The 25550-nt window shown below is 63.4% G+C and carries 36 protein-coding genes and 1 pseudogene; 6 read left to right on the top strand and 31 right to left on the bottom strand.

The window, feature by feature from the left end:
- From HWX25_RS10250 to HWX25_RS10225, 6 genes are all read right to left on the bottom strand, one after another.
- Window positions 1-195 carry a hypothetical protein gene (locus HWX25_RS10250; RefSeq protein ID WP_175908441.1) on the bottom strand — a complete coding sequence of 65 codons (195 nt, stop codon included), beginning with the start codon at window positions 193-195 and terminating at the stop codon, window positions 1-3.
- Window positions 196-238: 43 nt separating this feature from the next.
- Window positions 239-433, bottom strand: a complete 195-nt coding sequence (locus HWX25_RS10245; RefSeq protein WP_175908440.1) for a hypothetical protein — start codon at window positions 431-433, stop codon at window positions 239-241.
- A gap of 4 nt (window positions 434-437) precedes the next feature.
- On the bottom strand, window positions 438-635 hold the full coding sequence (locus tag HWX25_RS10240) for a hypothetical protein (RefSeq protein WP_175908439.1): 198 nt from the start codon (window positions 633-635) through the stop codon (window positions 438-440).
- Window positions 636-721: 86 nt separating this feature from the next.
- Window positions 722-970 carry an ogr/Delta-like zinc finger family protein gene (locus HWX25_RS10235; protein WP_175908438.1) on the bottom strand — a complete coding sequence of 83 codons (249 nt, stop codon included), beginning with the start codon at window positions 968-970 and terminating at the stop codon, window positions 722-724.
- Between the two features lie 10 nt (window positions 971-980).
- A complete protein-coding gene (locus HWX25_RS10230; protein WP_175908437.1) occupies window positions 981-1259 on the bottom strand; it encodes a DNA-binding protein in 279 nt (92 codons plus the stop codon).
- Window positions 1260-1262: 3 nt separating this feature from the next.
- Window positions 1263-1499 carry a hypothetical protein gene (locus HWX25_RS10225; RefSeq protein ID WP_175908436.1) on the bottom strand — a complete coding sequence of 79 codons (237 nt, stop codon included), beginning with the start codon at window positions 1497-1499 and terminating at the stop codon, window positions 1263-1265.
- Between the two features lie 82 nt (window positions 1500-1581).
- On the opposite strand from HWX25_RS10225, the gene HWX25_RS10220 reads away from it, so the two are divergent.
- Genes HWX25_RS10220 through HWX25_RS10210 form a run of 3 tightly spaced genes read left to right on the top strand, consistent with a single transcriptional unit; the run spans window position 1582 to window position 3540 of the window.
- On the top strand, window positions 1582-2040 hold the full coding sequence (locus HWX25_RS10220; RefSeq protein WP_175908474.1) for a helix-turn-helix domain-containing protein: 459 nt from the start codon (window positions 1582-1584) through the stop codon (window positions 2038-2040).
- Window positions 2041-2094: 54 nt separating this feature from the next.
- On the top strand, window positions 2095-2817 hold the full coding sequence (locus tag HWX25_RS10215; protein ID WP_175908435.1) for an alpha/beta hydrolase: 723 nt from the start codon (window positions 2095-2097) through the stop codon (window positions 2815-2817).
- A gap of 57 nt (window positions 2818-2874) precedes the next feature.
- Complete coding sequence (locus HWX25_RS10210; protein ID WP_175908434.1) at window positions 2875-3540, top strand: hypothetical protein; 666 nt, start codon at window positions 2875-2877, stop codon at window positions 3538-3540.
- A 12-nt stretch (window positions 3541-3552) separates the two neighbouring features.
- Here HWX25_RS10210 and HWX25_RS10205 read toward each other — a convergent pair whose 3' ends face one another.
- The 17 genes from HWX25_RS10205 to HWX25_RS10125 all read right to left on the bottom strand — a co-directional run bounded on the left by HWX25_RS10205 (window position 3553) and on the right by HWX25_RS10125 (window position 18301).
- Complete coding sequence (locus HWX25_RS10205; RefSeq protein ID WP_175908433.1) at window positions 3553-4707, bottom strand: phage late control D family protein; 1155 nt, start codon at window positions 4705-4707, stop codon at window positions 3553-3555.
- Complete coding sequence (locus tag HWX25_RS10200) at window positions 4704-5132, bottom strand: phage tail protein (protein ID WP_039201659.1); 429 nt, start codon at window positions 5130-5132, stop codon at window positions 4704-4706. The genes HWX25_RS10205 and HWX25_RS10200 overlap by 4 nt, the downstream gene beginning before the upstream one ends.
- A 13-nt stretch (window positions 5133-5145) precedes the next feature.
- Window positions 5146-8112 (bottom strand): hypothetical protein, encoded by a 2967-nt coding sequence (locus HWX25_RS10195; RefSeq protein ID WP_175908432.1) that lies wholly within the window; start codon window positions 8110-8112, stop codon window positions 5146-5148.
- Window positions 8109-8228, bottom strand: coding sequence for a GpE family phage tail protein (locus HWX25_RS10190; protein WP_014724666.1), 120 nt, complete (start codon window positions 8226-8228; stop codon window positions 8109-8111). The genes HWX25_RS10195 and HWX25_RS10190 overlap by 4 nt, the downstream gene beginning before the upstream one ends.
- Window positions 8228-8539, bottom strand: coding sequence for a phage tail assembly protein (locus HWX25_RS10185; protein WP_175908431.1), 312 nt, complete (start codon window positions 8537-8539; stop codon window positions 8228-8230). The genes HWX25_RS10190 and HWX25_RS10185 overlap by 1 nt, the downstream gene beginning before the upstream one ends.
- Before the next feature lie 32 nt (window positions 8540-8571).
- A complete protein-coding gene (locus HWX25_RS10180) occupies window positions 8572-9081 on the bottom strand; it encodes a phage major tail tube protein (protein WP_174974816.1) in 510 nt (169 codons plus the stop codon).
- A 29-nt stretch (window positions 9082-9110) separates the two neighbouring features.
- Window positions 9111-10283, bottom strand: a complete 1173-nt coding sequence (locus HWX25_RS10175) for a phage tail sheath protein (RefSeq protein WP_175908430.1) — start codon at window positions 10281-10283, stop codon at window positions 9111-9113.
- 110 nt (window positions 10284-10393) lie between these two features.
- Window positions 10394-11143: a site-specific DNA-methyltransferase gene (locus HWX25_RS10170; RefSeq protein ID WP_175908429.1), complete on the bottom strand. Its 750-nt coding sequence runs from the start codon at window positions 11141-11143 to the stop codon at window positions 10394-10396.
- Complete coding sequence (locus HWX25_RS10165) at window positions 11121-11303, bottom strand: Com family DNA-binding transcriptional regulator (protein ID WP_175908428.1); 183 nt, start codon at window positions 11301-11303, stop codon at window positions 11121-11123. The genes HWX25_RS10170 and HWX25_RS10165 overlap by 23 nt, the downstream gene beginning before the upstream one ends.
- Window positions 11304-11452: 149 nt before the next feature.
- Window positions 11453-11791, bottom strand: a complete 339-nt coding sequence (locus HWX25_RS10160; protein ID WP_175908427.1) for a hypothetical protein — start codon at window positions 11789-11791, stop codon at window positions 11453-11455.
- Window positions 11792-11856: 65 nt separating this feature from the next.
- Window positions 11857-12285 (bottom strand): phage tail assembly chaperone, encoded by a 429-nt coding sequence (locus tag HWX25_RS10155; RefSeq protein ID WP_175908426.1) that lies wholly within the window; start codon window positions 12283-12285, stop codon window positions 11857-11859.
- Window positions 12282-14618, bottom strand: coding sequence for a phage tail protein (locus HWX25_RS33420; RefSeq protein WP_244138758.1), 2337 nt, complete (start codon window positions 14616-14618; stop codon window positions 12282-12284). Before HWX25_RS33420 ends, HWX25_RS10155 begins: the two co-directional genes overlap by 4 nt.
- 5 nt (window positions 14619-14623) lie before the next feature.
- The gene (locus HWX25_RS10145) at window positions 14624-15187 is read right to left on the bottom strand and encodes a phage tail protein I (RefSeq protein ID WP_175908425.1); all 564 of its coding nucleotides are present in this window, start codon (window positions 15185-15187) and stop codon (window positions 14624-14626) included.
- Window positions 15180-16085 carry a baseplate J/gp47 family protein gene (locus HWX25_RS10140; protein ID WP_175908424.1) on the bottom strand — a complete coding sequence of 302 codons (906 nt, stop codon included), beginning with the start codon at window positions 16083-16085 and terminating at the stop codon, window positions 15180-15182. The genes HWX25_RS10145 and HWX25_RS10140 overlap by 8 nt, the downstream gene beginning before the upstream one ends.
- Window positions 16082-16447, bottom strand: a complete 366-nt coding sequence (locus tag HWX25_RS10135) for a GPW/gp25 family protein (RefSeq protein ID WP_175908423.1) — start codon at window positions 16445-16447, stop codon at window positions 16082-16084. Before HWX25_RS10135 ends, HWX25_RS10140 begins: the two co-directional genes overlap by 4 nt.
- On the bottom strand, window positions 16444-17151 hold the full coding sequence (locus HWX25_RS10130; RefSeq protein WP_175908422.1) for a phage baseplate assembly protein V: 708 nt from the start codon (window positions 17149-17151) through the stop codon (window positions 16444-16446). The genes HWX25_RS10135 and HWX25_RS10130 overlap by 4 nt, the downstream gene beginning before the upstream one ends.
- Before the next feature lie 406 nt (window positions 17152-17557).
- Entirely contained in the window at window positions 17558-18301 is a 744-nt protein-coding gene (locus tag HWX25_RS10125; RefSeq protein ID WP_175863491.1) for an IclR family transcriptional regulator, read from the bottom strand.
- Between the two features lie 123 nt (window positions 18302-18424).
- Here HWX25_RS10125 and HWX25_RS10120 point away from each other — a divergent pair, with 123 nt between their 5' ends.
- Together HWX25_RS10120 and HWX25_RS10115 are read left to right on the top strand one after the other, a co-directional pair.
- On the top strand, window positions 18425-19414 hold the full coding sequence (locus HWX25_RS10120) for a nitrilase-related carbon-nitrogen hydrolase (RefSeq protein WP_175891469.1): 990 nt from the start codon (window positions 18425-18427) through the stop codon (window positions 19412-19414).
- Window positions 19411-20340, top strand: a complete 930-nt coding sequence (locus HWX25_RS10115) for a threonine/serine dehydratase (protein WP_175863489.1) — start codon at window positions 19411-19413, stop codon at window positions 20338-20340. The genes HWX25_RS10120 and HWX25_RS10115 overlap by 4 nt, the downstream gene beginning before the upstream one ends.
- 304 nt (window positions 20341-20644) lie before the next feature.
- On the opposite strand, the gene HWX25_RS10110 is transcribed toward HWX25_RS10115, so the two are convergent.
- On the bottom strand, window positions 20645-21043 hold the full coding sequence (locus HWX25_RS10110) for a RidA family protein (RefSeq protein WP_175908421.1): 399 nt from the start codon (window positions 21041-21043) through the stop codon (window positions 20645-20647).
- A 129-nt stretch (window positions 21044-21172) separates the two neighbouring features.
- Between HWX25_RS10110 and HWX25_RS10105 the strand changes: the two genes are divergently transcribed.
- Window positions 21173-22090 (top strand): LysR family transcriptional regulator, encoded by a 918-nt coding sequence (locus HWX25_RS10105; protein ID WP_175908420.1) that lies wholly within the window; start codon window positions 21173-21175, stop codon window positions 22088-22090.
- A gap of 275 nt (window positions 22091-22365) precedes the next feature.
- Here HWX25_RS10105 and HWX25_RS10100 read toward each other — a convergent pair.
- The 7 genes and pseudogenes from HWX25_RS10100 to HWX25_RS10070 all read right to left on the bottom strand — a co-directional run.
- Window positions 22366-22659 (bottom strand): annotated as a pseudogene (locus HWX25_RS10100) (ion channel); the annotation flags it as partial.
- A gap of 45 nt (window positions 22660-22704) precedes the next feature.
- Entirely contained in the window at window positions 22705-23154 is a 450-nt protein-coding gene (locus HWX25_RS10095; protein WP_175908419.1) for a phage virion morphogenesis protein, read from the bottom strand.
- A complete protein-coding gene (locus HWX25_RS10090) occupies window positions 23154-23564 on the bottom strand; it encodes a phage tail protein (protein ID WP_175908418.1) in 411 nt (136 codons plus the stop codon). Before HWX25_RS10090 ends, HWX25_RS10095 begins: the two co-directional genes overlap by 1 nt.
- Window positions 23561-24064: a hypothetical protein gene (locus HWX25_RS10085; RefSeq protein WP_175908417.1), complete on the bottom strand. Its 504-nt coding sequence runs from the start codon at window positions 24062-24064 to the stop codon at window positions 23561-23563. Before HWX25_RS10085 ends, HWX25_RS10090 begins: the two co-directional genes overlap by 4 nt.
- Window positions 24061-24861 carry an N-acetylmuramidase domain-containing protein gene (locus tag HWX25_RS10080; RefSeq protein WP_175908416.1) on the bottom strand — a complete coding sequence of 267 codons (801 nt, stop codon included), beginning with the start codon at window positions 24859-24861 and terminating at the stop codon, window positions 24061-24063. The genes HWX25_RS10085 and HWX25_RS10080 overlap by 4 nt, the downstream gene beginning before the upstream one ends.
- Entirely contained in the window at window positions 24854-25174 is a 321-nt protein-coding gene (locus HWX25_RS10075; RefSeq protein ID WP_175908472.1) for a phage holin family protein, read from the bottom strand. The genes HWX25_RS10080 and HWX25_RS10075 overlap by 8 nt, the downstream gene beginning before the upstream one ends.
- Window positions 25174-25548 carry a putative holin gene (locus HWX25_RS10070; protein WP_175908415.1) on the bottom strand — a complete coding sequence of 125 codons (375 nt, stop codon included), beginning with the start codon at window positions 25546-25548 and terminating at the stop codon, window positions 25174-25176. Before HWX25_RS10070 ends, HWX25_RS10075 begins: the two co-directional genes overlap by 1 nt.
- Between the last annotated feature and the right edge of the window lie 2 nt (window positions 25549-25550).

The following is a 25550-nucleotide window of genomic DNA, read 5'->3' as shown; positions in this document are numbered from 1 at the left end:
TCACCCTCGAGGCGGAACGGACCAGGCCAGCACCGTGGCCAGGAAGAACATCGCTACGACGCTGGTCACGAAAGCGATCGGGCGAACGTGGCGAACGTTGAATAGACGCAGCACGTCGGCAACCAGGCAGTAGATGCCAGTGAGCGAGAAGGAAAGCATCAGCAGCACGCCGACGCCAAAAACGTAAGGCTTCATGGTGTGGTTCCAGATGAGTACGCCGACGGCCGGCGCGGATGGGTCAGTCGAAGTCGTTCGCGGCGCGGCGCTTCCCGTCGATGGGCGATGGCTCGGGTGCCGGTTCCCGATCTCGCCACACGCTCGCCGTGCATTCGAAGGCGTGGCGGGCGGCCGGGTGAAGCGAGTCGAAATCGCCGACCATGCGCAGGCGGCGCCACGTCGCGCGCAGGTCGATGTCGGTGAGGGGCGCACGCATCGCTTCAGTGCATCCAGGCGAGCAATGGCGTGCCACGGGCGAGATCCCAGGACACGACGAAACCGAGCGCACGGGCGGATGCGACGAACACGTCTACGCGCACGTCCGCGGCGCAGAGCTTCTGCAGGTATGTGATGCGCTGGTCGTAGTCGAGTGACGCGGCGAGGGGGGGGACGTGAGCGGCGAGAGTCGGCGTTTGCATGAGGTCTCCGGAATTTCAGGCAAAAGGAGTCCCTCGCGCCCGCGAAGGCGGGTGCGATGGGCGTTGAACAAAAACAGCGTTAGGGGTTAGGCGTCGATCAGCGGGAGCTGGCGCGGATCGGTCGGCAGCCGGTCAACCTTGCCGACGGGCAGGTAGACGGTGGGATTCGGCGTCAGGCTCGGCGCGATCGTATGGACGGTCGCAACGTGGATCTTGTAGGTCGTCGCACATTCGACGTTGGTGCACTGGCAGTACGCCTCGCGAACGAGGGCTGACAGCGTGCGGCTGGTTCGGATGACGGCGCGGCTGCCGCAATGATGGCACTTCAATTTCATTCGGATGCTCCTACGGGCGGCTGCATTCGCCGCGACCTTGGCGCGCGCATTGGCAGAACATGCCGACTTCGCCCAAGGTCGCGACAGCGTCGAGATATTTGCGGGTAACGCACACGAAGCCCACCGCTGCAACAAGCGTGTCAATCTTGTCGATGACGATGCCCTTGCCACCGCTCAGGAATCGACTGACTTCGGAGTCGTCCCATCCGAGCGCTGTTTGCACTTTGTGACGTTTGGGGCCATGCAGCGCATGGCGCAACGCAGGTTCGATGAGGGCGGGCGGTTGCATGACTCAACGCCCGGCAAAAGAACTTGAGTGCGGTTGAGCGGACGAGTCGATAACTTTGGCGCGGTATTGCTCGACGCCCTCCAGATAGATCAGCCGTGCAACGCTGGATGTCGATCTGTTTTGGCATGCGGACAGTTCCTCGAGCGTGCGGCGCTCGTCCGGCATCAGGCGCATATAGACGGGCTTGCTGGACAGCACGCCGCGCGGCGAGCGCCGGATGGGGGCTTTCTTTTTAACCATGACGGTATACTTCCCTTCGTTAACCTTGCACAACACCGATAATACACACCGAACGGTGTGTATGCAACACAAAACAAACCAAATGGTAAGTATTGGCGATCGATTGCGCGATGAACGGAAGCGCACGTCTCTATCGCAGCGCGCGTTTGCAGAACGCGGCGGCGTGACGGAGAAAACGCAAGTCCTCTATGAAAAAGGGGAGCGAGCGCCTGATGCCGTGTATCTGGCGCAGATCGCTGCTGTTGGGGTTGATGTGCTCTACATCCTCACCGGGCAACGCAATACGTCCGACCTGTCGGGGGACGAAGGGGTTTTGCTCGCGGGGTATCGTTCGCTCGATGCGAAGGGGCGCGCTGGCGTGCTGGGCATGATCGCAGGAATGACGCAGCAGGTTGCACCCGCACCGATGGCGGAGAAGACCACAACGGTTCATCAGAATTTTGAGGGTGCCAACGTCGGGCAACACGTCACGGGTGACCTCACTGCACCTTTTACGATCAATGTAGGTGGTGCGCGGCGAAAGAAGAAGCGGGAGACCTGAGGGTAGTGACAGAGCGCCAAACGGTAGGGCCAGCCGTAGGAGAAAACGAAGTCAATGATTCAGAAGTTCAGTGGTGACGTCGGGCAAGTTGCTGGTGGGGATGTGAAGAGCAACAGCGCGCAGACAAACGTCAATGTGCATTTCCACGGCTCTGGACCGAAGCCGATCGTGACGCAGTTCATCAGCGACAGGCAGCGCAACGCGATCGCGCGCAAAGCGTTCGAGATTCAGGCGAAGACTGGCACCGATAAGCTGATGGTGTACCGTCGGCTCATGACGGTGTTCGAATTCGAGAGAATGGATGAGATGCCGCGCAATGTGTACGAGCGGGCAATCAAATACCTCGATGGCTGGATACGGAACGGCACGCTCGGGCAGACGCCAGGTGCGCCAGCCTCAAAGGAAGTCAAAGAACCAGCTCCCGCAGTGCCGCAGCCAGTAGCGCCGAGCGATCCTGTGCCACCTGTCGTTGCCACGACGCCAGCGGAACCGGCACCTCCAGTTGTACCCGCACAACCGCAAAAAAAGCGATCGCCCTGGTTTGCCGTGTCCATTGGGGTGACTGCAGCGATGGCCATAGCCGTGATGTATGTCGTAGTGCCCCATTCCGATGCGTCCGCACAAACCCAAGCAGCAGAACTTCCGCGTCATTGCGAGTACGGTGGGAATCGCTATTCACCCGGCGGCGTAGTAATGCAGGCAGGCATACGTCAGCAGTGCGTTACCGACGGAGAGCGAGGTGCGCGATGGGAGCGCGCTCCTGGCGGTCGACACTAAACGGCGCGCTAGAAAAATTTATAACAGGCAATCAATTGCTATGCATCCGGGGGATCGATGAAGAAAGCACTCAATATTGCGGGATTCGGAAGCGCGGCTTTGTTCGCGTTGGTGTTGGCAGTTGGCATATCCGGTTGCTCCGACCAGAAGGGCAACAAAAGCCCATCACCGGATAGCGCGGCAAGCGCCGTAACACCAAAAGCTGCAGAGCAAAAGGAGAGTTCGGCTGTAGAGGCGAAGAATGAACACAATGAAGGTTCGACTGTAGAAGCGGAAGCCGCCGAAAAGAATCTGGACATGACGGCAGATCAGTACGCGAAAAACTTCAATGCCATCATGGCAAAAATGAAGGAGCCGTTCCGGATCAAGCCGCGTGTGGAAAAAGGTGAGTCCGCCGATACTTTCAAATCCGCGCTCAACGACAACCTGTATGTGATCGGCTCTGTCAGCAAAACTACAGGGAAGCTGATTAGCATCGTGTTTATGGGCGCTGGTGACGGCACCGTGGAATCTGGCGCGAACATTATCATCGTGGCCAGCGCAGCCCTGACGGCTGCGGTCCCCAACGGGACGACAAAGACCGTCGGTCCGGTCGTTGGATCGCTGATGAGTGATTTCGACGAGAAGTCGGGCAAGTCCGCGTCGAAAATCTTCAACGATGTGAAGCTTTGGCACACCCGAAGCGAGCAGATGGGTGCATGGTTCGGAGCGGAACCCGCGTAAGGGACCCGACGCCTAGTCAGTGGCATCCGAGGTGTCGACCTCCGGCACCTCGCTCGCCTTGACCTCTAGGTCGAGGCCCGATGTAAATCCGCCGTTACCGTCGATCGAATGGGTAACGCGCGCAATGATCCAGTTGCAATCGTCAATGACACGTTTGTAACCGCGCACGGTTACAGGCAATTCGGTCATCAGCTCGGGGCGCCCGAGCGCCAGCGCAATGCTGAACTCTGCAACGCCGCGCTGTAGCTTCTCCCATTCTGCTTTCGCCGCGCGCGTCGCGTTCGCCTTGTTCGCGTACGTGTGCCGCAACGTCTTCACGTTGTCGGCCGTGCCAAACAGCACGTCGCCGCTCTTGTCGATCGGCTTCTTCTTCGCTGTCGTGCGACGCCGGCGCCGCTTCACGGTGGTCGACTGCTTCTTCGCGGTGCGAGTGTTCAAGTAGAACGCCTGCACGCCGGAATAAGTGTCCCGATCCGCGACGGCGAACTCGTGACGGTCGCCGACATCGCGCGTGATCGTGACGGCCGGCAGTGGCTTGCCGCTTGCCGTGGTTGCCTCGCCGGCCTTGATGAAGAGCAGCAGCCCATTCTTCACGGTGGCGATCGCGTCGAACATCTTCGCCAGGCGCGACAGCAGATTGGCGTCCGACTCGGCCGTCTGGTCGATGTGGTCGACGAGCTGCCCGTCGAGCGCATTGCTGATACGTGCCTCGACCTTGTTCTGACTGGCGATCGCGCGCACGATCGCGCCGACCGTCTGCCGATGCCAGGAGCGCTCCTTCTTGATCGACAGGCCCGCGCGCAGATCGACGCTGCGCGCGCGGATCGTCAACACGTCCGGCGTGCCGGTGTGCCGAACCTCATCAACCATGAATTCGCCCTTGTCGACCAGGCAGTTTGCCGCGCCGGCCCAGCCGATCGCCAGCTTCAGTGTGACGCCGCGACTCGGGATCTCGAGGGCACCGTCTGAATCGTCGAGGCTGATGTCGAGCTGGTCCGCTTCGAAGCCGCGGTTGTCCTGCAGCGTCAGCGAGATCAGTCGGCCGTCGAACTTCTTCGTGATGTTCTTGCCGTTGAGCGTGATCGAGTAGATCGCACGCGGCACGCGATCGTCGGCGATCACGACTTTCTGCACCAGGTCGGCGCCAGGGAGGTCCGACAGGTTCATAGCGAGATCGCCCCTTTGATGGCGTCGGTCACGATGCCGAGCATGTCGAGATCGTCGTTGCGCGTCAGGGCAATAGTGAACTCGATGCGCCGCGCGGTGCCGTCGTCGAAAAACAGCGTGCGCGTCGTGTCGATGTTGTCGATCGTGAACATGCCGTAGATGTGGCCGGTGCCCTCGATCAGCGGCCAGGCGGTGTGCTGGTTGGCCATTGCTTCAATGACGGCGAGCGACATGTCGCCGCCCGTCAGTTCGGGCAGCAGCACGCCGGACAGACTGATGGTTTCGTCGTCCTCGCCGACATACTGCCGCGCGGGTTTCTTGCCGACGCGGTTGTTGCTGGCGAAGCGCCAGCCGCGCCGGCGCTTCAGCTCCTGATAGGGCAGGGTCGACAGGCTGAACACGAACAGCCCGAGCGCCATCATCATGCGAACCTCTCCTTCAATCTCGATCGCGCAGACGCGAGCGCTCGCGCGCGGCCTTCGTGGCCTGTTCTTGGCGCATCACCTGCAGCACCTTCTGCGCGAGCGCCTGCTCATCCATGCCGGGCGCCGCATACACCTGGATCGTGATCGGCGCCGGCGCGACAGGCGCGCGGGCAGCGGCCGACGCGACAGTGAGCGGCGGCCGGTTGTCGACCGTGAGCGGTGCGCCGCCGGCGATCGCCGCGCCCGTGATGCCGATGCCAGCGCCGGCGGCAACGATCCGCTTGCCAACCTCGAGCACGGTAGACAGCGGCCCGTCCTGGCCTTCACGCAGCCCCTGGTCGAGACCGGCCATCGTGAAGCCGCCGAGCGTGGCGAAGACGCGGCTCGGCGAGTGGATCCCGAGCTTCTCCTTGAACCAGCCGATCACACTGTCGCCAGCCGACTGAATTGCGGTTTTCACCGCGCCAAGGCTGCTCGAGATCCCGTTCGCGAGCCCTTGAAGAATTTGCTGGCCGAACGTCGCGAACCGCGACGGAAGATCGATACCAAACCAGGACAGCACGGCGGCGAAGGCGCGATAGAAGAGGCCAAGCGGAGACCAGTTCAGAATCAGAGCCCCGATGGCGCCGATGCCGCCGTTCATTGCGGCATGCGCTTCAGCCATTACCTCGTCGAAGAGCCGCGGCACCGCACCGATCACGCGTGCGAGAAGTATGAACGGCGCGAGCCCCATCTGAATTCCGATCGCGAGCACTTCTCCGAACGAGCGGCCGGCTTCGCCTACCGCTTGCAGTTGATCGGCGCTCGCCGACGCGGGCTTCAGCAGATCGCCGAACCACCCGGCGACAGTCGACAGCATGCCGACGAACCAATCCCACAGAGGCTTCATCCCGGCAAACGCATCAGCGATAGGCGCGAACGCGCCGGCGAACGCATCGCGCATCGGCGCCAGTCCGGCGCTGATGCCGGAGAACATGCCGCTGAAGAACGCCTTGATCGGCTCCCAATACTTCACGATCAGAAGTGCGGAGAGTGCAATCGCGGCCGCGATCAGGCCGATTGGCGACGTGAGGAAGGCTCGGCCCACGAGCAGCAACACGCGCCCGAGCACCTGGAAGGAAGCTGCGGCCAGGCGCACTCCCGTCGACAGCACCCCACCACGCATCCCGAGCATCGTGAGGCCGTAGCGAACGATCGCCATCGGGCCAAGGATCCCCGCGAGAGCAATCGTTAGTGTGCCAAGCACGGCGAGCAGCACGCCGAGGCCGGCGGCGCCGATCGCGACCGCGCGCGTGAAATTCGGGTATTCCTTCGCGAAGCCGAGCAGCCGCTCGAGCACGTTCGTCGTCAGCTCGAGTGCACGGTTGTACACGGGCAACACCTGCTCGCCTATGACGGTGCGCAGGTTGCGCACTTTCTCGAGCGCGATCAGCTCCTTCCCTTCGGTTTGCTTCTGCCCCAGCTCGTGCAACTGGTCGATACCGTACGCGCCCCGGTTCAGCTTCTCGTTCTTATGAATCTGCTCGCGCTGCATGTACATCGTGGCGAACAGGTTGGCGCCGTTGCCGTTCGTCATGATCGTCGAGAATTCCTCGAGGATCTTGGCGTCGGACGTGATGCCCCTGGCTTTCAGCTTCGGCAACAGCACCTTCTCCATCCACTCGAACGGCGAAGCGTTGAAGAGGTCCCCGTCGATCAGCGCGCCGGGCTTGATGCGCTTCACATTACCGATCGTGTTGTACTCGACCGACTTCTTGTCGACGAGCCCAAGCTCGACCAGGCGCTTCGCCGCACGCACGGTGGTCTTGCCCTGCATCAGGTTGCTGTACGCGGCCTGCACGCCGGTGCCTGCCGCATGCCCGCCCATTTCCTGAATCAGCGGTTCCATCTGGTAATAGAACGCGTCCTGGCGCATCTGCTTGGCCGCAACTTTGCCGGTCTGGATGAAGTTGCGCCACTCGTCGCCGCCGACGCGACCGCCTGTCGCGGTCAGCACCTGCTGGACCATGTTCGCTTCGCCCTTGAACGCTGCCTCGGATTTCGTGCCGCCGCGCAGCTCGATCACCTTCAGCATGTTCATGAACTTCTCTTCGTTCTCGTGGCCCTGGCCAGCCCCGAACATCGCCTCGTTCGCGAACTTCATCTTCGCGAGCGTCGGCATCACCATCTGCGCGTGGTGTTCATCCGCGAAGATCGACATCGCGTCGCGCATCAGCGTCATGTTCTCGGCGATCGCCACGCCGGGCGTCTTCATCGCGCGCACGTAGCGCTCGGCGTCCTGCGTCGCACGGTCGCCCAGGCCGAGCCCCTGGATGCGGCCGCGCTCGTTCTGGACCTTCTTCGCCTCGGCGAGCGGCTCGCGCAAATCGTTGAGGATGTGTGAGCCGGTCGCACGCGCGGCATATCCGCCGATCGCCATTTCTGCCGCTGCGCCGCGCATGGCACCCATTTTTGCGCGCGCGTCCGCGATGCGCTTCTGACGCGTGTTCAGCGCGTCGAGCCGGCGCGATTGGGCGTCGATCGCGCCTGTCGTTGCGGCGATGTCGGTGCGCAGCGTGCGCTCGTGCTGGGAGAGCTTGCTCGTGTCGACGCCGGCGCGGGTCAGCCGCGTGCGCAGCTCGTCGACGCTGGCGGATTGCTTCTTGAACGTGACGCCGAGCTTCGACGAGGCTTGCCGCGCCTTCGCCAGCTCGGCAACCATCTGTTGCGACGGCGGCCCGTACGCACGCAACGACGTCGCGAGTTCCTTGACCTTCTTCTGCGCCTCGGCGAGCTTCGTCGCGGTGTTGGCGAGCCCCGTGCGCATCTCGCGGAACTCGCCGATGCGCCGCTGCGTATCGTTGAGCTCCTTGAGGCGCGCGCGGGAGTCCCGCAGCTCCTTCACGAGGGTGCGGTTCTTGGTGGCGATCTCGCGGATCGGCCGGCTCGCCTGGTCGAGCGCCTTGAGGACGACCTCGAGGCGCAGTGAACGGTCACTCATTCATCGCCCCGTTCGTAGCGGACGCGCGCGTGCTCGCGCCAGGTCATCAATTCGTCGAGAGACATGGCGTTCATCACGTCCGGCGTCCAGTGGAAAACGAGGGCGATGTCGGCCATTACTTCGTCGACGGATCGAGGGATGCGTCCTGCTTCACGGAGTTCGGTACCAAAAAACCGGCAAGCTCCGTGCCGAGCTTGACCAGGTCGGCCGGGTCCATGCGCAGCACGTCCTGCTCGGTCAGCATCGGATTGCTGATGCGCGGCAGCACCTTCGACAGGGCGATGACGTCGAGCTGCAGGACATCGGTGAGCGTGACGCCGCGCAGCGCGCCGCTGCCCGACATGGTCAGCGTGACTTCATCGATTTTCTGTTCGCCACGCGCGATCGGGGTATCGAGGGGCAGCGGGTCGGTTCGTTTCAGAGACATGGTCTTTCCTTGTTGAGTGAGGGGGAACGGGGTTACAGGCCGAGTGCGCGGCGCTGCTGGGCGAGGCGATCGACACCGCCGACCATTTCGATGAAGTTCGGGAAGTCGATCTCGATCAGGGTCTCGCCGTTGGACACGAGGCGGTAATACGCCAGCGACATCGTGCCGGTCTGGTCGGCGTTGTCGCCGGCCTTGGCCTTGCCGGGGTCGATTTCCTTGTATCGGCCGCGCACGTATACCTCGACCGCGTCGACCTCTTCGGTGTCGTCGCGCTGATAGGAGCCGGCGAAACGCACGGTGACGCCGTCGACCTTCGACGTGCCCCACGTCTTGAACATCTCCTTCATGAAGCCGCCCATCGTGAGGCCCAGCTCGAGCTTTTCCATGCCGAGATCGATGTCGACCTCGCCGTTCATGCCGCCGCCGCGATACGCCTCCATCTTGCGTGTGAGCTTCGGCAACTGGATCTCGGGCACCTCGCCGACGAACGAGACGCCGTCCTCGAAGACCAGGAAATTCTTGAGTTTGGATGGCAGAGCCATTGCGTTTTCCTATGGTGAGTGGCGAGCCGTCAGACGGCGATGCTTTCCGCGAACTTGAGCAGGTAGCGGTCCGTGATGCGCTGGCGGAACGTCAGGTCTTCGAGCGGAGGCGTCGGGCAGAAGTCGTAGTCGAGGAAGCCGTGACCGGCCTTCAGCGAATCCTTGTCGTTCGCGCCCGGATCGAACCAGCACTCGCCGTCGATCACGTAGCCGGCCGTTTTCCACGCGCGGAATTTCGCGTTCACGCCGTCGACGATGTCACGGATCAGCGTGCGGCTCATCGGCTGGTCGACCGCCCACATGTGCGCCTCGGCCATCGTGTCGGCGATCACCTGCGCGGTGCGCACGTAGTTCTCGAACGCCCACAGCTTGTCCTCGGAACAGGTACGCGAACCCCATAGTCGGTAACCATCGGCGTTCACGAGCGTGGTGACCTCGTGGCTGTTCAGATAGCCGGCGTCGGTGTTCGGGTCCTGCAAGTCCCAGAATACGTCGCGACTGATGCCGGTGACGCCGTTCACGACGACGTTCGAGATCGTCTTGTGCCAGCCGGTTTGCTCGTCGATCTTCGCGCGCATGCCGAGCGCGCGCGCCGTCGCCCAGGTGATGTCCTCGGCGTTGGTCGCGGTATTCCAGTCCACGAAGTCCGGCCAGATCGTCATCAGCTCGCGCTGACCGAAGTTCGCGCGGTAGGCGACCGCCTCTTCCTTGGTCTTCGCGCCGAACGCGCTGACGTAGCCGAAGCCGCGCAGCTTCTGCGCGACCGTCGCCAGCTCGGCCGCGACGGGCAGCGTGTCCAGACCGGGGCAGCCGAGCACACGCGGCGTCACGCCGAGCCGGCTCTTCGCGGCGAGCAGCGCCTTCAGACCGGTGTACTTGCCGTCCGCCGTGGTCGTGCCGATGACGTTGCTGTTCGTTGCGTCCGCATCCTTCCCCGTCGGCACGCGCACGGCGACGATCAGCGGTGAAGTCTGCGCGGCGATCGCGTCGAGCGAACGCGCGAGTGTGCCCTTCGTGCCGGCCTTGCCGATCGCGGCCTGCACGTCCGTGATGAGGACGGGACGGTTTTCGGGGAAGGTGGCCGCATCGGCATCGTCGCCGGTGCAGACCATACCGATCACGGCCGTGCTGACCGTGCGGATGGGGCGCGTACCGTCATTGATTTCAATGACGCGTACGCCGTGGTGGTAATCAGAAGGCATGCAATCTCCCGGAAATGAGCCTTCCGAAAGATTGCCTTCCGCGCGCGCGGAGATCACGCGCGGGAGGTTGTACAGCGACCGGGCACAACCGAAGCCGCTGCAGGTCGTCGCTATGCTGCGACGGGCAGGGCGTCCAGCTCGGCCAGACGCGCGGTTGCGACCTGGTGGTAAGTCGGCTCGAGCTCGCAACCGATCCAGTTCAAGCCGGCCTCCTTCGCTGCGGCGAGGAACGTGCCGGACCCGGCGAACGGGTCCAGGACGACGCCGCCGGCCGGCGCCAGACGCACGACGTCGCGCGCGAGTTGGGCGGGCTTCTCGGTCATATGGCGCTTCGGATGCGCAAGGCGCTCGGAGAACACGCCAGGCAGATACACGTCGGCGCGGCGCACGGCGCCCTTGGTCGCCCAGACCAGGAATTCGGTCTGCTGCGCGAAGCCGCCCATGCGCGGCCGCGTACGGCCGCTGGTCTTGTCCCATACGGCGACGCCGCGCCAGGTGAAGCCGGCGGCCTGGATCGCGTCGGTCAGGCTCGGTAATTGGCGCCAGTCGACGAAGCAGGCCAGGTGCGCTTCGTTGCGGCAGACGCGGTATGCCTCTGCAAGCCAGGTCATGCACCAGAACGTCCAGGAGCGCTGGTCCTTGCTGTCGTGCTGGAATTCGGGGTAGACGGTCTTCACGTCGCCGCCGATGTACTTGCTCGACGGCGCCTGGCTGCGCGAAGCGCTCGTGGTGCCGCCCGACGAGTAGGGCGGATCGGTGAAGACAAGGTCGACGCACGCGTCGGGCAGCGCACGCATGACGCTCAGGGCGTCGGCCTGGTGCACGTGGTTAATCAGTTCAGCGGAGAGAGTGTGTTGCATGGGGCGAGTCCCTTGTATCGGAGGCTCGGTGGCCTGCGGGTAAGGGGCTCTCGGCCCTCAGAATATTCATTGCGCCGCAACGCGGGCATTTGATGGTGAGCCGGACGTATTCGCCGGCGCCGAGCTTGCGGTTACAGCTACCGCATCGGATGTCCTGCATGGGGTTATTCCTGCCTGTGCTAGGATGCCGGCGCCTCTCGAGAGGTGTCGCGGCCCTGGCCAATCCTGCAGGTCTGCTCTGCGGGTGCGGGGCGTGCTCGATGTTCCTGCATCGCACACGTCGCCGCGTCCTTTCCTTCCTATCCCGCGTTACGCGACGAATTCGCCGCCGGCGAGCATGTAGCGGTCGGCCGAGCCGTACATCATCGACCCATCCGCATTTGCGTCGTCACCTTCGGGCTTCGGTTCCACCAGTCGCCGCTGGATATACGCGAACGCGCCCTCGTTTGCTTCCGGCATGCCGGATACGAAAATCGTTACGCCGCCCTGCAGCGGCTGTCTCCCCGCCTTGAACGTCGCTTCCGACACGTAGCTCTGGATGGTTCCGCTCGTGAACTTCGATGCGGCGTCGATCGAGACATTGCTGACCACGTGATAGGACGCCTGCGCGCCGGTAGATTCGAGAACGAGTGCTTTCTTGATTGCCATGTTCGATTCCAAAAAATAGAAAAGTGAAACGGGCCTGCGGTTTGCGGTGGTGCGGCCCTGGGCGACTACGCCGGCAACTGCGGCCAGACGACGTCAAAAGGAAAGCCGGTCTGCTGCGGAAGGTCGCGCAGTGCGGCGCGATACCGCCGCAGCGCGGCCTCCCGATCGGCGTCGCCGGCATCCGCCGCGCGCTCGACGAGCAGGTCGACCTCGGCGAGTAGTGTGTCGCGCTGGCGGCGGACGTCCTGCGACGCTTTGATGAACGCGTATTCCGCTTCGAACTCGGGCCACCACGCGAGCAGGTCGGCGGGCGTCGGTTGCGGGATGTCGGTCGGCCGCCAGATCGGCACCCACGCCGTCTTCGTCTGTTCGAGCGTCTGCTCGTGCACCGGGTGCGCGACCCAATAGTCCTGGCAGCGCACCAGGTTCGGGAATATCTTCGCGAGAATGAAGGCGGCTTGCTCGACGTGGAGCATGGTGTTCGCGTTGGTCATTGGTTCCTCAAAACTACGCCGTAGACAGTGATCGCATTGGCCGTGCCGTTGCCCGGACCGCTCAGGCCGCAGACGACCCACGGTGCTGGCAGTGCACCGTTGAGCCGCTCGACCGTGCCGAAATTGTTCACGCCGGAATCCCACTGCACGCGCGCGCCAGCGTTGGCCTTGCTGTTGAACCCGTTGCTAACATCGTTGACGTAGTCAGAGAGCCACTGTCCGCGCCACGACAGCCAGAGATTGCCGTTCGTCTGGAGGATCTGCTGGCCGCGCATATACATCGTGCCCGCATCGTCCACCGCCCACGTAACCGCGTTGTAAGCGCTGTTGATGACTTCGATCCCGCCGTTGTCGCGGGCACGCAGATAGGTCCACGAATCGAAGCCGGGCCGCCAGTTATGCAGGCCGATGTCTGCCTGCCACCCCGGTTGCGAGAAGGTGAAGCGGCCGGTGATGTTGTCGCCGTTGCGGTTGCATTTCGAGTTCGGATCGAAGTTGCCGGTATCCCACGGTGTGAGGCCGGCCCAGTTCGGTCGCGCACGCGGAAAGCTAACGGTGCCGTCGTCCTGGATTGCAACATTGGCAGCCGTGTTCGCGGCGTTCGTGAACATCAGTTGCTTCGTTGAGGCCTGTGCCTGAATGCGCGGGGCATAACCATTCGCATTGAGAACGAGCGGCGAGCCATAGTCGCCGGCACCGTACAGCGTCAACGCGCCGTTGATCTGGCCGCCGACGTTCCGGTCGAGCGGCGTGAGATTCATGCTGTCCCACGGTGTCGCGCCAGCCCAGGTCGGGCGTACGGCGAGTGCCGCCGCTCCGGTATCGCGCGCAAACGAGAGCGCCGCCCCGAGGCTCGCGCCGTCGTCCGCAAATCGGTTCAGGGTGAGCGCGTCCGATGTGCCGGAACACGAGAGCGCCCAACGGAGTACGCCGGCCGTTCGAAAGATCACGGCCTTCTCCTGCCCGGCGTCAGCGTCCATCGAATATGCAGCCCGGCCGCCGCGCCCCTTACGGTCCACGGTCAGTTCCCCGACGATGCTCTGAGCAGCCGTCGCGGTCTTCGAGACGTAATCACCAGGGTTGAAGTTGCCTGCGTCCCAAGCTTCGTACCCATTGAAGCGCGGACGCACGGCGAGCGACGCACGGCCCGTTGCTCGATCGATGAATAGCACCGATCCGACGTTTGCCCCGCTGTCGTCGTAGCGGAACAGATTCAGGTTCGACAGAGCCGCGGCGCTGGACAGAAGCCATTTGTGCTTGCCGCCCGTGCGGAACGCAATGACTTGCTCCTGCCCATCGTCGCCGTCGAGGAAAAGCGACGTGGTGCCACCGATCCCGGTGCGATCGAGATACAGCGAACTGAGGATCTTCTGCGCGTTCGTCTGGACCTTGCTGACATAGTCGGCCGGATTGAAATTCCCGGCGTCCCACGCGAGATTGCCTGCGAACGTCGGTCGCGCGGTCGTGTTCAGGCCGCCGTCGATCTGGACGCCGGCCGCCGTCAGGTTCATCACGCGCTTTTGCTTCGCATCGCTCGCGGCGTCGTTGATGGAGCCGTTGTTGATCCAGAAGCCGAGCGACTCCCGGCCCCACGTACCCCCGATGAAAGCGGCGCGGATCGAGGCGATGAGGCGCACACCCATGTCGGCGGTCCCACTCCCCGAGCCGAAGGTGCCGTGGAATCGCAACTTCGCTTCCCGGTTCAGGGCGCCGGACTGCGCCTTGATCGCCAGCTGCGCATCGGCATCGCCCGGCGCGGACGCGATGGTCGCCGGGCCGACGATTGCAGGACTGACGAGCGGCGCATACCGCGCGGCCGCCGTCTTCGGCGTCACGGCGCGCGTGTCGTCGGCGCCGGCGTCGACTTCGGCCTGCGTCGCCAGCTCGACGACGCCCTTGCGCGTGGTGGTCGCAGGCGGATTGAGGAACGACGTCGGGCCGAAGGTCAGCTTCGCCACGTCGATGGACGTGAACACGGTGTCGGTGGCGAGCAATACCATCGACGCCGGTGCCTTTTCCAGAATCGGCGTGTCCTGCACGTAGACGCCGAACAGCACGCCGTTGTCCAGGTACAGGCCGAACGCGTACAGCTTGTACTGGTCCGCGCTGTCGTCCTGGATTACCAGGTGAATCGTGTCCGCCGCGACGGTGTCGCCGCCGAACGTCGTGATGCGCTTCAGCTCGTTCGGCAGTGCCGTCATGCTCGGCTTGAACGCGAATGCGGCGGTGCCCAGACCAATCTGCGTCACCTGGCGCGCAGTGGTCCCGGTGTTGCCGAGCGCCACCAATGCGGCGCGGCCGGCGTCCGTGATGTAGATGAGGTTTCCAGCCATGTTCGTTAGTCCGTGAGAGAGAGGCGGCAATAGACGGCCGCGCGTACGGCGCACGCGACGCCGATTGCGCCGGTCACGTTGAAGCCCTGGGTGAAGGTGTAGTGGGCGGTCCCGCGCTTCGCACGATCGACCTCGGCCATGATGTCGGCGACGTACTGCGCGGTGGCCGGCACGCCATCACGCGCGCCGACGGTCATCACGATCTCGAACGTGCCCGGCACGCCGCGTGGCGTCTTCTCGAACCACTCGCGCATCATCACGTTCGCGCCGAACGAGGCGCAGACGTCGCGCACGGCGTCGGCCGTGCCCTTCTTGCGGGCGATCCGGATCGCGGATTTCACGCGCGCGCGCTTCACCTGCTCGGGCCACTCGTCGCGCCAGGTGTCGACACCCATGTGCCAGGCGAGCCAGGGCAGGAAGCGCAGGGGGATTCGATCCGGGTCCATCAGCGTGTCGATATCGACGGGGATGTCGCGCACGTCCGCATTGGTTTCGGCCAGACGGCGCTCGAGCACCGTCGCGTTCGGCGGCAGCAGGGAGGGGGCGAACTTAGTTGCCAACTTAGTCATCGGCCACCCCGCCGTCCTTCAGCTCGATTCCGATGCAATACGGCGCCTGGTCGATCGCGATCGCCACACCCTCGGCCGGCGTGTCGAGCAGCACCTTCTGGACGCCGGCGACGCGCATCGACGCGTACAGGCCGTCCTTCGTGACCTCGGAACCCGGCCGGTGCATCGAGTCGGCGAACTGCTGCGTCTTCTTCTGCGCTTCCGCGAGCGCGACCGCGCGATCCGGGCCGTTGAAGAAACGCAGCGTCGCGCGGATCGCGTACCGGACGATCTTCGCGCTCTGCACGATCACTTCGTCGGCCTGCGGCCGCTTCTTCTCCAGCGCCTTCTCGACGATGTCGATCAGCTCCTGGCTGGCCGTGCCGTCGCCCTCGCGCGACAGGATCGTGACGATCATCACGCACGGCGACGGGCTGTACGCGGTTGCTGCCTTAACGCGGCCGTCAGCGGCGCGCGCGTGGAACACATACGCGTCGTCCGGACCTGCGACAGAAAACCCACGCGGCGCAAGCTGGATGCGTTCGCGCAGGCTGTCGTCGTCCTCATAGACAGGATCGATGCCCTTGTCCGGATCGCCGGGCGAGATGAGCAGGCGATCGACGTCGAAGAGGGCACCGATGTGCTCGAGCGTCGTGCGCTTCGCATACGCGAGCAGAATGCCGCGCGCTTTCTCGTTGATGAGCGCGAGCAGCAGCATTTTTTCGTACGCGGCTTCCTGCAGCAGCTTCACCATCGGCTCGGATTCGAGTTCGAGCGCGGCCGCGATCTCGTCCTGCTGTTCCTTCGGGTACAGGGAGACCAGGCGGGCCTTCTTCTCGGCCAGGATCGTTTCGTAGTCGAGTTCGTCGACGATGTCCGGGGCCGGGAGCTGCGACAGATCGATCGGGGTTGTTCTCATGCCGCACCTCGCCCGTTCGTCGTCGGCAGGCGCATGGAGAAGGGTGTGCCGGCGCGCGGGCCGTCCGTGCGCTCGCCTTGCAGCTCGAGCACGGCGCCGCCGTCGATGCCCGTGCTACCGAAGTCGACCTGGTCGACCTGGATGCGCGGTTCCCACCGGGCCAGCGCCATGACGGACGCCGCCATCACGCGCATGCGCATCACTGGATTGACCGGGCCGTCGATCAGCTCGGGAAGGAGCGAACCGTATTCGCGACGCATTACACGCGTGCCGAGCGGCGTGAAGAGGATGTCCGCGACGGACTGCTCGATGTGGACTTGGCCGGCGATCGCGCGGCCGGTACGTGCGTTCATGCCGATCATGCGCCACCCGCGATCGGCTTCGTGGTCTTGGCGAATTCGCCCTGTGCCTGGTGCGGGTGCTCCACGAGGCTGACGTTCCGCGAGCGTACGTCGACGTCAGCGGTCACGGTGCCGGTGAAGTGCGCGCTTCCCTGAATTTCGATCACGGGGCCACTGCCGCCGGTGCCGCCGCCACCCTTGCCGGTCGCGCCCGATTCGAACGTGAGCGGCCCCTTCACGAGCAACGAACCGGTTACGATCGTATCGTCGGCGTCGAGGGTGACGGATTTCGCCTTGACGGTCGCAGTATTGGTTTCGACCGTGACGCTGCCTGGTGCGAAGACGTGCACGGTGGCGCCGGCCGGCAGCGTGGCGGTGAGTGCATGCGTGGCGAAGTCATACGCGATGCGCGCGCGGTCCGGATAGACGCGCACGTGTTCGTTCGGATTCGAGCTGGGCGAGTCGTGGCCGTCGCAGTAGACGCCAGGCAGGAAGAGGCCCGTTGTCGGCTCGCCGGACGGGCAGAGCAGCAACCCCGGTTCGCCGATCGTCGGTGGGTCCCACTCGATGCTGTTGCCGGTGCGCTGCGCGAGCCAGCGAATCCAGTCGGTTTCGAGGCCGCCGGATTCCACGCGTACGCGGCGGGCACCGTGGTCGACGTCGATCACGGTGCCTTCGCGCAGGAGGCTTTCGAGGCGGCGGTTCAGGTCAGCAAAATCATCCATGCGGCAAGGATGCCGCGCGCGCGGGAGAGGGTCACGCGAGATCGGTTGTGCAGGAGCGGGCGACAACGCAAACCCGGCAGTGCGTAACGCTACTGCGAGGGATGCGTACCGATTGGGAGGGAAATAGAAGTGGTGTTAGCTTTGACGAGGCAAGACGACCTGCCTTCGACCGACCGTTGCCGACCCGGAACAGCCACTCAGCGCTTCCGATAGCGGCCGTTCAAAGATCATGAACGTCTTGGTTGAAACCACGACTCCCAGCTACGACGATAGACAATCGCTGTCTGGGCGATCGTCGAGTCACGCTCGAAACTATCGCTGCATTCAGGTAGGTGGCAGCCTGGAAACTCGCCTCACGCAAGACAAGACACTGTTTGCGGGTCGGACACGGAAATGTCCTTGACCACTACAAGGATGTCGGCAACGTTTTCGCGGCTGCTTTCAGGATCTCCGCCAATGCTTCTGGATTGCCAAGTCGCGCCGTTGGCGCTGCAACGGATATCGCTCCGCGAACCTCTTCTCCGCTCACCACCGGCACCGCAACGCAGGTCAGACCGGCAATCAGCTCTTCAGCATCCAGCGCATATCCCCGCTTGCGGACTTGCGCCAGCTCTGCCTGGAGCTGCTCTTTTTCAACGATCGTATTTTGCGTAAATCGTTCTAGTCCTTGATCACAAATTCGTGAAAGGAGTTTCGCTTCGGCCGAAGCAAGCAGCACCTTGCCCACACCGGTTGCATGTAAGGGTCCGCGCCAGCCGATCTGGGAAAACATGCGAATCGGATGCGGAGAATCGACTTTCGCAAGATAGACAACGCGATCACCGTCGAGCACGGCAAAGTGAGCCGTTTCCCCCGTTTCATTCACCAGATGGCGCAACAGCGGCGTTATTCGCTCGGCCAGTGCCGCCTCCGCGCTCGCGCCGGCGCTACCGAAGAGCCCTGTTAGGCGGAAGCTGAGCCGATAGGTCTTGTCTTCCTGAACGAGCCACTCTCGTTGCGCCAACGTTTTAAGTAACCTGTAAACCGTCGCCCGCGGCAGGTCGAGGGACTGTGCCATCTGGCTGACGCTCAGGACATTCGACGAACCAGCCAGCAACTCGACGAGACGGACGGCGTGCTCGACGCTATTGACTGTTGCGATTTCACCCATCACCGCTCTCCTTAATGGTTAACGCGAAGACGCACACCCATCGCTTGCCCGGCGTCGGGCAAGCGAGTATGCTGTTCTTTATTGATACTATCACGTTCATTATTGATACACAAGGAGGCATCAGTGAATGAGTCGAACATGGGGGCGCCGTGGATCGCTTCCGTCATCCAGGGAACGCCCATTCCTTTTGACCAGCGGCGGACCCTGGCAAAGGTCGAGGATCTGGTTGCATCTGCTGTGTCCCGAAGCGCCCGGCTGGTCGTATTTCCGGAAGCGTTCGTCGGCGGTTATCCGAAGGGGCATGCGTTTGGATCGTACGTTGGCGGACGCAGCGACGAAGGAAGGGACGCCTATCGCGAGTATTGGGAAGCGGCGATCGATGTACCGGGGCCGTGCGTGGACGAACTTGCCGCAATTGCAGGGCGTCACGGCGTTCATATGGTGATCGGCGTTATCGAACGCGATGCGGGAACCCTCTATTGTTGTGTCCTATTTTTCGGCCCGACAGGAGATTTCCTTGGCAAACACCGCAAGCTGATGCCGACCGGCGCCGAACGTCTTATCTGGGGTTATGGCGACGGATCAACCATGCCTGTACTGGACACCTCCCTTGGAAAACTCGGCGCTGTGATCTGCTGGGAAAACTACATGCCCATGATGCGCACGGCCATGTATGCCAAGGGGATTCAGCTTTACTGCGCACCGACGGCCGATTCCAGGCCGACGTGGGTCGCGTCGATGCAACACATCGCCGTCGAAGGCCGATGCTATGTACTTGCAAGCAATCAGTTTCTCCGGCGACGCGATTTTCCTGACACTTATGCCAGTGTGTTCGGAGACGATCCCGACGCGGTGGTTCAGGCCGGGGGGAGCTGCATCATCGATCCGTTTGGACAAATCCTTGCAGGCCCCGCGTTTGGTGAAGAAACCATTCTCACAGCAGAAATAGACCTGCGAAATATTGCGCGCGGCAAATTTGATTTCGATGTAACGGGCCATTACAGCCGCCCCGACGTTTTTCGCCTGACGGTTGACGAACGTCGTCACGCGCCGGTGACCATCATCCCTTCGATGCGTCAACATGAAGCCAATCACGAGGATCTGCTCAAATGATCACGAAAGAGGACATCCGGGTGGCCGCACAGCGTATCGCCCCGTTCATTCGTACCACGCCCGTTATCCAGCTGGAGGCCGGTTGGTTCGATGTTCCTGGCGACACCTTCATGAAGCTCGAATCCCTTCAGGTCACCGGCTCGTTCAAGCCACGAGGTGCGTTCAATCGTTTGCTCGGCGAGCCTGTTCCGCCTGCGGGCGTGATCGCGGCCTCGGGAGGAAACCACGGTATCGCCGTCGCATACGCAGCGCAAAAGCTCGGCGTCCGTGCGGAGATCTATGTGCCGAACATCGCAACCGCGCTCAAGCGCAAGATGCTGACGGATCTTGGTGCGCAGGTCGTTGTAGCCGGAGATACCTATGTCGAGGCACTCGCGGCTAGCGAAGCTCGGGCCGCTGAATCGGGGGCGCTGAACGTGCATGCGTTCGACCATCCCGCGACGGTAGCGGGACAAGGCACAATTGCGATCGAACTCGACACGCAGTTGCCGGACATCGACACGGTGCTAGTTTCAGTGGGTGGCGGTGGATTTATTGGCGGTATCGCAGCGTGGTTTTCCGGACGCGTAAAAGTCGTCGCTGTCGAACCGGAGAACTGCCCGACGCTAAACCGCGCGTTGCAGGCTCGCATGCCGGTCGACGTCGAGACGGGGGGCATTGCGGCGGATTCTCTCGGGTGCAGGCGTATCGGTAACGTGCCTTTTTCCATTCTGCTTCCGACAGTGCGCGACTCCGTACTGGTGTCGGATGAGCAAATTCGCGATGCGCAAAGGGTTCTATGGGAAAAGCTCAAGATTGCCTCGGAGCCCGGAGGCGCAACCGCTTTCGCAGCCCTGCTTTCGGGCGCCTATGTCCGCTCGCCCGGTGAGAAAATAGCCGTGGTCATCTGCGGAGGCAACGCCGATCCAGTGTCGTTCGCACAATGAGCATCCGGACGACATTGGCTCCAGCGCCTTGCTGAAGCCGACGGACGGAGAGCCTGAATGCGCCGCGAGAGATGGCCATTGATCGGAAGGCGTTGTCAACGATCCAGGCACCGATGCCGAATGGCCGAAAGTGGCCGACTGCAGCCCGACGCGTTCGGCTGTAGGCGACCCTGAGCTGTCTTTCGCCCTGAGCTGTCCTTCGATATCTGCCCAGTGTTACGTCTCATTTCGAGGGCACAGTCGTCATTCCACAGTGGCCCCCGCCCGTCGTCCGGGAAAGACGCTGGCCCGCTCGACTGACACGTCAATCATTGAGCGGAAGCTTCGCAACGACCTTGATCTCAAAGTCGAAGCCGTAAAGCCAGGTCACTCCGACAGCGGTGAGCGTCGGATGCGGCGCGTCGCCCCAAAACTCGGGCACGACCTGCCAGACGCGCTCAAGGGTCGATTGCGGATCGACCATGAACACCGTGACGTCCATCACATCGTCGAACGTGCATCCGGCCTCGTGCAGGATCGCATTCAGGTTTCGAAAAGCAAGCCGCACCTGTTCCTGCAGATCCGGCTCAGGCGTTCCGTCCTCGCGACTGCCGACCTGACCTGATACGAACAGCAAACCACTCGCCCGTACCGCCGGAGAATACCGGTTACGCTCGTACAGCGCCCGACGTCCCGGCGGAAATACCACATCGCGCTTGCCCACTCTAACCTCCGTTGATAGTCATTGGTTTCGATCAGCTCACTCTACCGACCGGCGCACGCGCGATAAACTGCCAACCCTGTCCATGACTGTTTGTAGAATGCAAACAATTCAATCGCGAGGCAAACACTCATGGACCGTTTCGATGCAATGCGTGCTTTCGTCCGGGTAGCCGAGGCAGGCAGCTTCACGAAAGCAGCCGAGACGCTTCATATGAGCAAAACCACGGTGACGCATTTGGTCCAGCAACTCGAAGCGCGCTTGCGCGTCCGGCTGCTGAACAGGACGACGCGCAGGATCAACGTCACGCCGGATGGCATCGCGTACTACGAACGCGTGACCCGGCTGCTCGCCGATATGGACGATGCCGAGACGAGCCTGTCGAGCGCATCGGCTGTGCCGCGAGGCCGCCTTCGCGTGGACGTGCCGAGTCCGTTCGCGCGCCTGATCCTCATCCCGGCGCTGCCAGCGTTCCTCGCCCGCTATCCCGACATTCAACTTGACTTGGGCGTGAGCGACCGCATCGTCGATATCATCGGCGAGAACGTGGATTGCGTCGTGCGTGGAGGCAAGCCGAACGACAAGTCCATGGTCGCCCGTCGCGTGGCGGAGCTTCCGCTCGGCGTCTTCGCATCGCCTGGATATCTCGCGTTGGCAGGCACGCCTTCGCATCCCCGGGAACTCGAAAACTCACATCACCGCATCATCGGGTTCTCATGGGGACGCGCGGGCAGTCTCTATCCGCTCGTCATGCATCGCCGCGGCGAGACGGTAAAGGTGCAAAGCCGTTACGCGCTCGCCGTGGATGATGGCAATGCCTATCTCGCGGCCGGATTGGCCGGCCTCGGCATCCTCTGGCTGCCGCGCTATATGTCGGAAGCTCATCCGAGAGCGGGCGAACTCGTCGCGCTGTTCGAGAACTGGCAGCTCGATCCGATGCCGCTTTACATCGCGTATCCGCCGAACCGCCATGTCAGCGCGAAGCTGCGTGTGTTCATCGACTGGGTCGTCGAACTGATGGGCGAACATGCTCCCGTGCATATGCAATGACGCGACAGGCACGGCGCTTCGTCAAGATCGTCTGGCGAGGGACGACGCCGTTCGCTTCGCCGCATCGCGCCGGGGTGGCACGTTGAACAGTCGGCCATTACCCATCTTGCTACCGGCAAAGTGACAGCCTTCGCCGTGGGTGCCGCTGCCAGAATGCTCAAACAATCTCAGGCGTAGCACCTCATTCAAGTGGACGGGCCGAGCGTTTGGACCCATCTTGCTTATGTTCGTCATGGCGCACCCGGCCAGTGCTGCTGCAATCATCCCCAGCGCTGCTACTCCTGCTGCAGCCGGGCATGATGGTACTTAATCACAACCATGATCGCAGCCGTCATCATCGAGGTTGAGACTCCGAACATAAGGATGCCGTTGGCAGCTTCGATTGCACCAAGCATGCGCCATTGCTTGGACATGACTATGTCGCCGTAGCCCTGCGTGATGACGTTGACCGCGGAGTGATATAGCGCAGTGGCGAAATCGGAAAACTCGCCTAAGATCATGAACAGCGCAGCCCAGATTGCCATCTGGGCGAAGTTGCAGAGCAAGGTCAGCAGCATCACGGTTAAGACGAACGACGGCTCATGGCCGAACACGGACAGGGCCCACGTACTGCACTACCGCGCCAGGAAGTCGAGAACGACGTCTGCAATTCGGTCAACGTCGGCGTCTGCCAGACCGAGCAGTTCGCGCGCGGGATACTGCACGATCGGGCCGTTGCGTTCAACGCGATCACGCAGACCCTCCTGGTGGACGCGCGCCATGCGCTCGACCTGGCGCGTGAAATGCAGCACCGATGCGTCCGCGCTCGACGCGGTTTTTAGGAAGCGGGCGGTGCGCAGCTTCGCGAACATCGCGCGGCGGATGCGGCCCTTCTTGCGTCGGGCCTGCGGCTTTCGGGGTTCGTACCGGCTGCCGTCGGGGTTGCGAGCCTCGGCGATGCGTCGCGAATGGCGCCGGCGCAGCTCGATGGCCAGCCCTTTCGCCAGGACCGCGCGCTGCGCGGGCGTGAGCTGGTCAAGCAGGCCGGACGCCCATTCTTCGGCGCGGGACAGTCGGTCGACCATCAGGTCCCCGCGATCGGCGGCTCGCCGAAGTGGCGAATCGCGTATCCGTCCGGCTGCTCGACGACGCCGACGCGTTCGGTCAGCTTCAGCAGAATCTCGACGTCGGATTTACCGTTGTCGAGCAGCTCGACCTGGAACTTGAACCCGTCGCGGCAGAGGTCGCGGTTCAGCAGTAGCTCGGGCTGGTGGATCTTCAGCCAGGCGATGATCGGCACCATCAGGTGATCCGAATGGCCGGCGTAGTCGGTCACGACGATGTCGAGCGTGTACGCATACTCGAACGACAGGGACTTCGCAGCGGTGACGGCAATCGACCCGTGTTCGATGAAGATGTGTAGCCGGTCGGGATTGCGCGCGAACTCGGGTAGCGCCGCCGTGAGCGCCGCGCGTAGGCTGTCGGGCTTGTTCATGGGGCCGGTTCCTCCTGCGGTTCGTCGATATCACGCACGCGCGCCTGCAGCGCGATCAACTGCTCGGCGTTTTCGTGACAGGTGGTGTAGTTGCCGGCGACGGTTGCGGCGACGGCAGAGAGCGCAACGCCCGAGGGGGCCGCATCAGCGCTTCCGGGATCGCCCACCGGCACGTTGGCGACGGCGCCGTCGTGCACGCGGACAAAGCCGACAGGGACAACACAAGCACGATCGGCTTCGCGATCGACATAGACGGGTACCTCCCTAATGATCGTGTCGCCCGTTTCGCGGACGACCTGGACACGGTCGACGTACTGCGTGACGACCTTCACGTCGCGGCGTGCCGCATCTCGCTCGGCCGTCCGGTCGCGGACGTCGTGCGCGAGATCGTCGACGCGCTGGCCGGCGTTGACCAGGCGCGCGTGCTGGACCGCGATGACGACGGCAGCCGCGGCGAGCGCGATCGCGCCGGCGACGAAGATGCGGGTACCGGCTGTCACGCGGCCGCCCGGCTGTAGCGATCGAATGCCCGTTCGAGTTTCACGTCGTACAGGTTCTCTGCGTACGCCTTGCCGTTGTACAGCTCGGCGAACTTCGCCCACTTCCGGCCGCGCAGCGCGGCGAGCAGCGTCTTGTCGGCGAGGATGAAGCGCACGAACGCCTCGAGCTGCTCCGCCTCGCTCATCTTCATCGCCTCGACGTACGCGAACACGTCCGGATAGCCGAGCGCCTGCCAGTGGAAGCCCATGATTTGAAACGCGCCCCAGCTCGTCGCCTCGAGCGCGCACGCGGCCGAAATTTGCGATGCGCTCGCGAGACGCGCGTATTCCGCAGCGTTGCCGGCGTAGCCGCCGCGCTTCGGGTTGACCACGGCCGGATACTTCGCCGCCAGTACGTCCGCGTCTAGGCCGGCCGCCCCGAGCTGGCGGTACATGATGTGCCGCTCGTACAGGATCACGGGCCGACCGTCAGGCAGGAACCCGGCGCCTTTCGATTCAACCTCGTTGACGGCTCGCACGGCCGCGAGATCAGCCTGCAGCCGATCCGCCGCGCGTTGCAGGTCGGCGTCCGTAAGATGGCGCGGATCGCGCCGGCCGGCCGCAAGGGTTGACCAGGTCTTCGGGCCGGCGATGCCGTCCGCGACCAGTCCATGCGTGGCCTGGAACGCCATCACGGCGTTACGGGTGGCGCTGCCGTAGATTGCGTCGGTGTCGAGGCGCGCGCCGGCTGCGACGAGCTGGCGCTGCAGGTAGCTGACGTCGGCGCCACGGTTGCCGAGGCGAAGTGTCTTATACATGGCGTCCCCATACCTTAAATTGCAGCACGCGCGCGATCAGGGAGTCGCGCGGGTTGCCACGGTGGAACAGCTCGACCACGTTGCCGCGCACGCCGTACACGGCGAGGCACAGGACGCCGACCAGCACCGTGTCGGCGAGATTCACCGGCGGCAGCATGCCGAACGCGGCGCGGATCGGCGCGGCGCCGGCGGCGACCGCGATCGTGTAGGCCAGGCATGCCGCGAGCGGCCGGTGGGCGCTCGTGCCACGACGGAAGGTCACGAGGCGCAGCGCGAGCGCCGCGCACAGCAGCACGTAGACGGTCGTGAGCATCACTTTTCCCTCCCCTTGAACACGTTCAGCAGCCGATCGGGCGCGTCGGCCTGGGCGATCAGCCACAGCAGCAGTTTCACGACGAGCGCGGATGCGATCAGTGCGCCGATGCCGGCGTGCACCTCGACGCGGGCCGGCAGCACGGCGTCGAGGGCGGCGGCGAACAGCTCGGCCGTGAGACACCCGGCGACGAACGAGATCACGAAGAACGCGATGCGCTTCGGGATAGAGGGGTCGGCGGCCGTCATCACAAACAGCAGCGAGCCGGCGAACGCGCCCATGACGACGTTGGCGTTGACGCCGGGAAACAGCGACAGCGTCGTGACACCGAGCGCAGCGATCGTCGCGGACGACGTGGAAATTGGTTCAGCCATCT

This window comes from Burkholderia sp. BCC1640 (assembly GCF_902833125.1).
GTDB lineage: Bacteria > Pseudomonadota > Gammaproteobacteria > Burkholderiales > Burkholderiaceae > Burkholderia > Burkholderia diffusa.
Note: the sequence above shows the minus strand (reverse complement) of the source record. Positions and strands in the feature narration are given on the sequence as shown.